Source organism: Vibrio sp. 10N.247.310.98 (genome assembly GCF_041467395.1).
Classification (GTDB): domain Bacteria; phylum Pseudomonadota; class Gammaproteobacteria; order Enterobacterales; family Vibrionaceae; genus Vibrio; species Vibrio crassostreae_C.
Genome location: NZ_JBFSUL010000074.1, coordinates 1 through 7,695 on the forward strand (window position 1 = coordinate 1; position 7,695 = coordinate 7,695).

General features: G+C 44.4%; 4 protein-coding genes and 1 pseudogene. 2 read left to right on the plus strand and 3 right to left on the minus strand.

The window, feature by feature from the left end:
• A pseudogene (locus AB6E78_RS20615) lies at positions 1–155 on the plus strand (IS4 family transposase); the annotation flags it as partial.
• A gap of 8 nt (positions 156–163) precedes the next feature.
• Here AB6E78_RS20615 and AB6E78_RS20620 read toward each other — a convergent pair.
• Together AB6E78_RS20620 and emrD are read right to left on the minus strand one after the other, a co-directional pair.
• Positions 164–2,257: a S9 family peptidase gene (locus AB6E78_RS20620; protein WP_372134138.1), complete on the minus strand. Its 2,094-nt coding sequence runs from the start codon at positions 2,255–2,257 to the stop codon at positions 164–166.
• A 349-nt stretch (positions 2,258–2,606) separates the two neighbouring features.
• Positions 2,607–3,812, minus strand: coding sequence for a multidrug efflux MFS transporter EmrD (emrD, locus tag AB6E78_RS20625; protein WP_017072247.1), 1,206 nt, complete (start codon positions 3,810–3,812; stop codon positions 2,607–2,609).
• Positions 3,813–4,311: 499 nt separating this feature from the next.
• Here emrD and AB6E78_RS20630 point away from each other — a divergent pair, with 499 nt between their 5' ends.
• Positions 4,312–6,429 carry a methyl-accepting chemotaxis protein gene (locus AB6E78_RS20630; RefSeq protein ID WP_017070026.1) on the plus strand — a complete coding sequence of 706 codons (2,118 nt, stop codon included), beginning with the start codon at positions 4,312–4,314 and terminating at the stop codon, positions 6,427–6,429.
• Positions 6,430–6,541: 112 nt separating this feature from the next.
• On the opposite strand, the gene AB6E78_RS20635 is transcribed toward AB6E78_RS20630, so the two are convergent.
• Positions 6,542–7,675, minus strand: coding sequence for a JmjC domain-containing protein (locus tag AB6E78_RS20635; protein WP_372073688.1), 1,134 nt, complete (start codon positions 7,673–7,675; stop codon positions 6,542–6,544).
• Between the last annotated feature and the right edge of the window lie 20 nt (positions 7,676–7,695).

Genomic DNA, 7,695 nt, shown 5'->3' on the forward strand with positions numbered 1-7,695 from the left:
TATTTGAATGTATCAGTCACGGCGCATGGTCAGAAATCAGCAATAAAATCGAATGAGCTACCAGTTATATATCAAGGAACGCTCAAAAGTCCGCGCAGAGGAAGTCTAAAGAAAACATTACGTTAGACGGAATTTACGCTGAGCTTAGTGCTTAAGGTTCTGTCTATGATTGAGTCTTAAGTAAATCCAAAAAGAACGCGTATTCAAGTGCGTCTTCTTTTAATCGTTTAAATCGGCCAGAAGCGCCACCGTGACCGGCTTCCATATCGGTTTTGAACAGCAATACGTTGTTGTCTGTTTTCATTTCACGCAGCTTCGCAACCCATTTCATTGGCTCAAAGTACTGCACCTGTGAGTCATGCAGGCCTGTCGTTACCAACATGTTCGGGTAGTTTTGTACCTTAATGTTGTCGTACGGTGAGTACCCCAGCATGTAATCGTAGTAGGCTTTATCGTTCGGGTTACCCCATTCGTCATATTCATTGGTGGTTAGAGGGATCGATTCATCGAGCATGGTTGTCACAATGTCTACAAACGGAACATGTGCACCAATACCACGGTACAGTTCTGGTGCTTGGTTGATGATTGCTCCCATCAATAGACCGCCAGCAGACCCCCCAACGGCGAACACTTTATCTTTCGCGCCGTAGCCTTCTTCAACAAGCTCTTTGGTTACATCAATAAAGTCGTTGAACGTGTTTTGTTTGGTCAGTTTTTTGCCATCTTCATACCAAGGGCGACCAAGCATTTCTGAACCGCGGACATGTGCGATGGCATAAACAAAACCTCTATCCAGTAGGCTTAGGCGAGTTGAGCTGAAGGTAGGTTCAATCGTAGAGCCGTAAGACCCATAGCCGTATTGGTAGATTGGGTTAGTGCCGTCTTTCTTAAATAAGTCTTTACGATAAACCAAAGAGACAGGAACTTGCTTACCATCGCGAGCCGTAATCATGATTCGCTCTGATTGGTAGTTATCCGCTTCGAAATCACCTAATACGGGTGTTTGCTTCATGAGCTCGGATTCACCTGTACTTAGGTCGAAATCATAGTAAGTACCTGGCGTGGTTAAGCTGCTGTAATAGATACGAACTTTTGCGTTATCTAATTCATAGTTACTCGTTAGGTAAGCGGCAAATGCGGTGTCGTTAAATTCAAGTGGAAACTCGTGGCCTGTTGAGAGTTGGCGAACTTTCACTGTAGACAAGCCATCCGCGCGTTGCTCGTAGACAAGATGGTCATCAAACAACTCGAAATCTACAAGCTGAGTATTATCGTCTGCTGGGATGACATCGACCCATTTTGAGCGATCATGCATCTCTTCGGTTGTGACTTTCATTAAACGGAAGTTGACCGCTTGGTAGTTGGTGTAGATGTAATACCAATCACCTAGCTTAGCGATGCTGTACTCTATGCCGGTCTCTTTTGGGTAGAAAGCCTCAGCTGTAGCCTTTGGGTTGTTGGCATCGATGACTGAGACACCGCTGGTTTCTGTGCTCGAATGCCAAATGTAGACCTGTTCTCCATCTTTGCTTTTACTCAAAGAGGTGTAGTAAGCGCTATCGGCTTCTTCGTAGATTAACTGATCGCTTGCCTGAGCTGTGCCTAACACGTGGCGGTAAACTTGATAACCCAGCAATGTTTGTGGATTTTTTTTGATGTAGTAGAAGGCTTGGTTGTCGTTTTGCCACGCGATAGCACTTGAAGCGCCTTCAATTTCATCTTTTAGGTATTCACCTGTTGTGAGGTCTTTGATCTTGATGGTGTAAATGCGGCGGCTTAGCGTATCTTCGCCATAGGCCAACAAGTTTTCGTCTGGGCTGATCGTTAAGCCACCAATACTGAAGAATTCATGCTCTTTTGCTAGCTCGTTTACATCTAAGATGACTTGCTTGTCTGTGCCTAAAAAGTTTTTTTCACGCAGGTGAACTGGGTATTCGTTGTCGCCTGTCACCTTATTCGAGTAGTAGTAACTGCCTTTGCGAACCGGTACCGAATTGTCGTCTTTCGCGATTCGGCCTTTAATCTCTTCAAATAATTGTTTTTGTGCTGCTTCTGTATGTTTCAACACCGTATCTGCGTACTGATTCTCTTGCTCAAGTTGTTGCAATATCTCTGGATCTTGGCGTGCATCATCGCGCATCCAGTAGTAATCATCGATTCGGGAGTCACCATGAATCGTCATTGCGTGAGGGACTTTCTTAGCAACGGGTGCTTGGGTTTGCTGAGCGACGAGCTGTGATTGAGAGTAGTGGTTCATGGTTGAGATTCCTTGATTGCTGCATCCGGCGACAAGCGCTATTGATACGGCTAATGTGGTTAAAGCGATACGCATCTGTATATCCTTAGTGTGTACCTTACTCGTTTTAATGCCAGCATCCTTTGTTGTGAGAGTTCAGGTACGTTGGTGTTCTTCCAGTGATATTATTTATAATTGGATTCTGGATATGCACCTTCATCGTAAGTGTCTGTTATTGTTTTCAAAAAATCAAAGCAATGTTAAATGAAATTACTGATACGTGAGAGTGGAAGGAATAAATGTGCAACAAAAAGGGACACACTTTTCAGTACGTCCCTTTCCTTTGTTTGGGCAGGATTCGAGCTTTACGTTAAATAGCCAATGGCATTTCATTTGAGTGGTCAGGTTTACGATTAACCCAACGTAAACCAAGCATAGCGATGAATGACATTGCAATCATCAAGCAACCGAGTGGCAGTTGGTCTTGAGCTGGGAAGAACGATGCCAATAGTGTTGCGATGCCAGCACCTAGGTTTTGCATACCACCTAAAATCGCACCTCCAGTACCAGCGTGGTACGGGAATGGCGAAAGTGCCCCTGTTGTTGCTGCTGGGAATAATATGCCAGCGCCCAAGAAGTAAATTGTGGCACCGCCAATCAAAGTTAATGCTGTTGTTTGACCAAACAGACCCGGTATCAATACCACTGTTGAGCCTACCAATATCGCAACCAGACCAACATTCAATGCACGGCGCTCAGAGCGACGTTGTGCGATGTAACTAGATAAGCCTGCACCGACTAAGTAACCTGGAATAGGCAAGACAAACAGCAAGCTTACTGTGGTTGCCGGTAAGCCAAGTACGCCACCAAGCAACACACCTGCCGCTGCTTCAAATACGGCTACACCAGCAAAGGTTGCGACTAATACTAATAAGAAACCTTGGAAACGCTTGTCAGACAGAACAAATTTGTAGCTGTTGGCAACCGATTCATGTTTGCGTCGTTCTTTCGGCAGTGTTTCCATCATGCTCGTCATCATAGTGATCACAACAGCAATACCAAACAGCGCAAGGAATAAGTAGCTAGAACGCCAGCCGAAAGCTTCGGTTAGGTAACCACCTAATACAGGTGCCATCAATGGTGAGAAAATCACACACATGCTAATCAAGCTGTTTGCACGGTGCAGTTCTGCGCCTTCAAAACAGTCGCGAGTCAATGTTCGAGACATCGCACCACCACAACCGATACCCAAACCTTGGATAAAGCTGCCCGCTAAGAACCATTCATATTCGTGAGCGAACAATGCTACCAAAGTACCGATGATGTAGATGATCAAACCAATCACGATGATCGGTTTACGACCGAGGCGATCAGAAAGTGGGCCGTAAACAAATTGCGACAGACCATAAGGGATCAAGTAACACGCCATCACCGCTTGCAGTGAAGATGCCGAAACTAAGAACTCACCTGCCATATGACCGATAGAAGGCACGTACATCGTTTGAGTCATTTGACCTACGGCAGTCAGAATAGCGATTAAAAAGGTAAGTTTCGCTAATGGAAACGAGGCGGACATTTGCGTATCTCTCCAAAAATTAAGACGTAAAAAGCCTTAGCGCTCCATTAAAGGAGAGCCAAATGAATAAAGTGATCAGGGAATCTAGGCGCGAGATATTAGAGCTTGATTGCGGGCTTAGCAATCAAAAAGTGTGAAGTTGAGCAAGATAAAAATCTATAACTTGGATTATAAAAACTAATCCGAAATCGCTACATTTTAAAGAGGGAGAGGGTGGAGTGGGCTTCCTCTAAATATCGATGTTTTGGCTATGTCCAAAGCGCTAAAACCTAAGCAACACAGCTAATGATTATATGAGTACATCATTTTAAATCACAGAAAAAAGGAAGAAAACACGCTCTATTAACATTTGTATAAACTTTCGTTTTATATGTAAGCAATTTGTGCTGTAATTATCCGCTAAGCTATTCGTCTAACTCATTTACATTGTGTACAGCAATTCGTTGTCGATGTGATAGTTATGGTTATGGAAGTCTTTTGGCTTAAATAAGGATATTAAATGCGCTCTCTATCGGTACAGTGGAAAATAACCCTCTTAGCAGGTTGTTGTTTAATCATTACGTCACTGTCTCTTATTGGTTTCTCGATCTACAACGCGACGAGCAATCAACAAGTCATCAAATCTCAAAGTTCAGAATCAGTTATCAATAAAACTCAGCAGTTGCTGGCGTCTGTTTCTCAGCTAAACGCTCAAGAAACTCAACGTTATGTAGACGAAGCTATTTACCGCGCAGAGATGCTTGCGGCCAGTGCTCAGTTTCTAAAAAACAATGCAGACGAAAACTTTACACCAAGTGAAGAGCTTCGTACCGCCTTGGATGAAATGGTTCGTCGCTCGGTTTTAAACTTCGACTCTATTCAAGGAGCGTATCTAGTTTTCAAGCCTGACTTGCTCGATAGTGAAGATGCGAATTATGTCGATGCTGATTATGTTGGTTCTAACGAAAAAGGTCGTTTTGCTCCTTACTGGAAGGTGGCAGATAACGGTGAAAATGTTCTAGCGAACGTTCTTTCAGAATCTATCTTGAATGATGACAGCAATAGCGAACGTTTTTACTGTCCTTTGTCTTCAGGGCAAACGTGTATTAGTACGCCGAGAGTCGTGAACAGCGGTGGTGTAGCACTACTTACGTCCTCTATTTCAGTCCCTATTTTGGTTGACGACGTTGCTATTGGTTTTCTTGGTATTGATCTAAGACTTGATGGTTTAACCAGTGTGATTACTCAATCTGACCAGAGCTTGTTTAACGGTGCGGGTAAAGCTTACGTGGTTAGTCTAGATGGTTCGGTCATCGCTTCTGATGATTCAAGCATTGCAGTCGGTTCAACTTTCCAAAGTGGCAATACAAACAGTGATTTAATGACCGACTTTATCTTTGGTGGTGAAGTGACAACGCAATGGAGCGAGAACGGTGAGTGGTTACTTGCCTTTGCACCTGTTGTTGCAGCTAACCAAACTTGGGGGGTGTTGTTTGAGATCCCAAGAGACAGTGTCGTCGCTGACGCAAATAAATTGGATTCCATCATTAGCACTAAGCTAAGTGAAGGCATCAAAACAGAAGTGATCGCCGGTACAGTGTTTATTATCTTTGGCTTAGCCATTATCGCGTTTGCCTCGTTGTCTATTGTGAAGCCGATTCGTCAGGTTGTGGAAAGGTTGAATGACATCGCTTCAGGTGAAGGTGATTTGACGCAGCGCTTGGAAGTGAAGTCTCAAGATGAAATCGGTCAGTTGTCAAAAGGATTTAACCTGTTCCTAGATAAGCTGCAACACACAATCAAAGAAGTCATTCACACCACAGAACAAGTGGCAAATACTACCAGCCAAGCGAAAGCATCAGCATCAAGTACTCGTGAAAGCAGCGAGTCTCAATTTAAAGAAGTGGATCTAGTCGCGACAGCGGCCGAAGAGATGACTCAAACTGCGGGCTTAGTGGTACAAAATGCAGAAGTGGCCGTTGATGCAGCGTGCGAAGCGAATCGTTCTGCTCAACAAGGGCAACAAGTCATCGAACTTTCAGCAGGTGAAATGAGAAAGCTGGTGGAGCGTATGTCGAGTGCTGTTCCTATTGTTGAAGAATTGGCAAAAAATAACGGAAACATCACCGAGATCTTAAGTGTGATTGAAGGGATCTCTGAGCAAACTAACTTACTGGCATTGAACGCGGCGATTGAAGCGGCTCGTGCTGGCGAACAAGGTCGAGGTTTTGCTGTTGTTGCGGATGAGGTAAGAAACCTCGCAAGTCGCACCCAGTCATCGGTTGGTGAGATCAGAGCGGTGATCGACAAGGTTCATGCTGGAACTCAAGATGTCGTTGAAGCAATACAAGAAGGCAATATCCTAGCTAACGATACAGCACTACACGTTCAGAAAGCAGTTGAAGATCTGGGGTCGATCTTTACTTCTATTGAGGCGATCAGTGATATGAACAGTCAGATCGTTCGAGCAGCCGAAGAGCAACAATCGGTTTCCGGTGAAGTAAATCAAAGCGTGGTTAATATTCGCGATTTGAGTGCGAAGATCTTGGAGCAAGCCGCGGCTTCTGAGCAAGTCGGCAATGAAATTGACCAACTGTCTCAACAACAACAGAAGTTGGTCAATCAGTTCAAGGTATAAGCATTAAGCCTTAACCAGTTCTTGAATAGAAAAAGGGACAAATGAAGATTTCATTTGTCCCTTTTTTAATTGTTTATTTAGAGGCTATGCAATAACCAGCGGTTGACGCTGCTTACTCTTCGATAAACCAGTAGCCTTTGTTGACCAATTCAGTCACGACAGTTATGCCCGAAGGAGATAGGGCAGTAGCCGAGGTAATCATGGTCTCATCGCAAAGTATGTTGAGTAACGAAGAATCCGCTTCATCAACCTTAACCACTTCGCCATTGATGTAAGCAGTGTTGCTTTCATTTTCGTGGTAGAGCGCCTTTAAGCCTGATACTCGGTGAATCTCACCTTCAGACTCTAAGTGTTGAGCGATCTCTTCTTGAGTCCATAGTGGCTCTGGAGCAACGATATCAAGCTGGTGGCGTGATTGGCTTAGCAGACAACCCATGAATTCACTGATGGTTTCAGGTTGCTCTAGTGCAGATTTCAACATGTCTGTGAGATTGCTTAAATCCGATGAACGAATTTTTCCGTAGCCTTCTTGCATTTTGAATTCTGGCTCGTGCAGGTGTACGTCACCCATATCATGAGCAAGCACAAAATCGGCAAAGTTGCTGATCAGTTCTTGTTCTTTAGGCGAGCGGTAGCCAATAGAGTAGCTCATTGACGGCTCTAACGTGTTCCCTTCATGTGGGAAACCTGGTGGGATATAAAGGATATCGCCCGGCTCTAAAGTTTCATCAATGATTGGGTCAAAACCTTCAATTTGACGAAGTGCAGACGCTTGAACAGTCTCTTTGTATTGGCCAACATCTTTAGCGCCAACCTTCCATTGACGTTTGCCTTGACCTTGAATGATGAAGACATCGTATTGATCAATATGTGGGCCTACGCCGCCTTCAGGTGCTGAGTAGCAGATCATGAGATCGTCGAATAACCAGTTTGGTAACGCTTGGAACGCCTCAGTCAGCTGATTTGCGCCTTGGTGCCAGTGGTTCGCTGCTTGAACGATCAGTTGCCAATGAGTTTCGGTTAATTCGCCAAACTTTTCTTCAGAGAATGGGCCGTGTTCGGCAGTCCACTGATTGTCGAGGTTAGAGACAAAGCGAGAATCCACTTCTTCTTCCATCGATAAACCAGCAAGTTCTTCCGGCGAAATTGGGTCGACGAAGTTTTGGAAGCCACCCTTTAAGATGGTTGGTTTTTTATGCCAGTAGTTTTCAAGAAACTCGGGCATAGAAAAGCTGAGTTGGTACATGTGAATCCTGTATATTTTTA

Bases quoted from the DNA above. Each gene is read 5' to 3' on its own strand.
- AB6E78_RS20620 (WP_372134138.1), bottom strand. From the start codon at position 2,257: ATGAACCACTACTCTCAATCACAGCTCGTCGCTCAGCAAACCCAAGCA.
- AB6E78_RS20635 (WP_372073688.1), bottom strand. From the start codon at position 7,675: ATGTACCAACTCAGCTTTTCTATGCCCGAGTTTCTTGAAAACTACTGG.
- AB6E78_RS20630 (WP_017070026.1), top strand. From the start codon at position 4,312: ATGCGCTCTCTATCGGTACAGTGGAAAATAACCCTCTTAGCAGGTTGT.
- emrD (WP_017072247.1), bottom strand. From the start codon at position 3,812: ATGTCCGCCTCGTTTCCATTAGCGAAACTTACCTTTTTAATCGCTATT.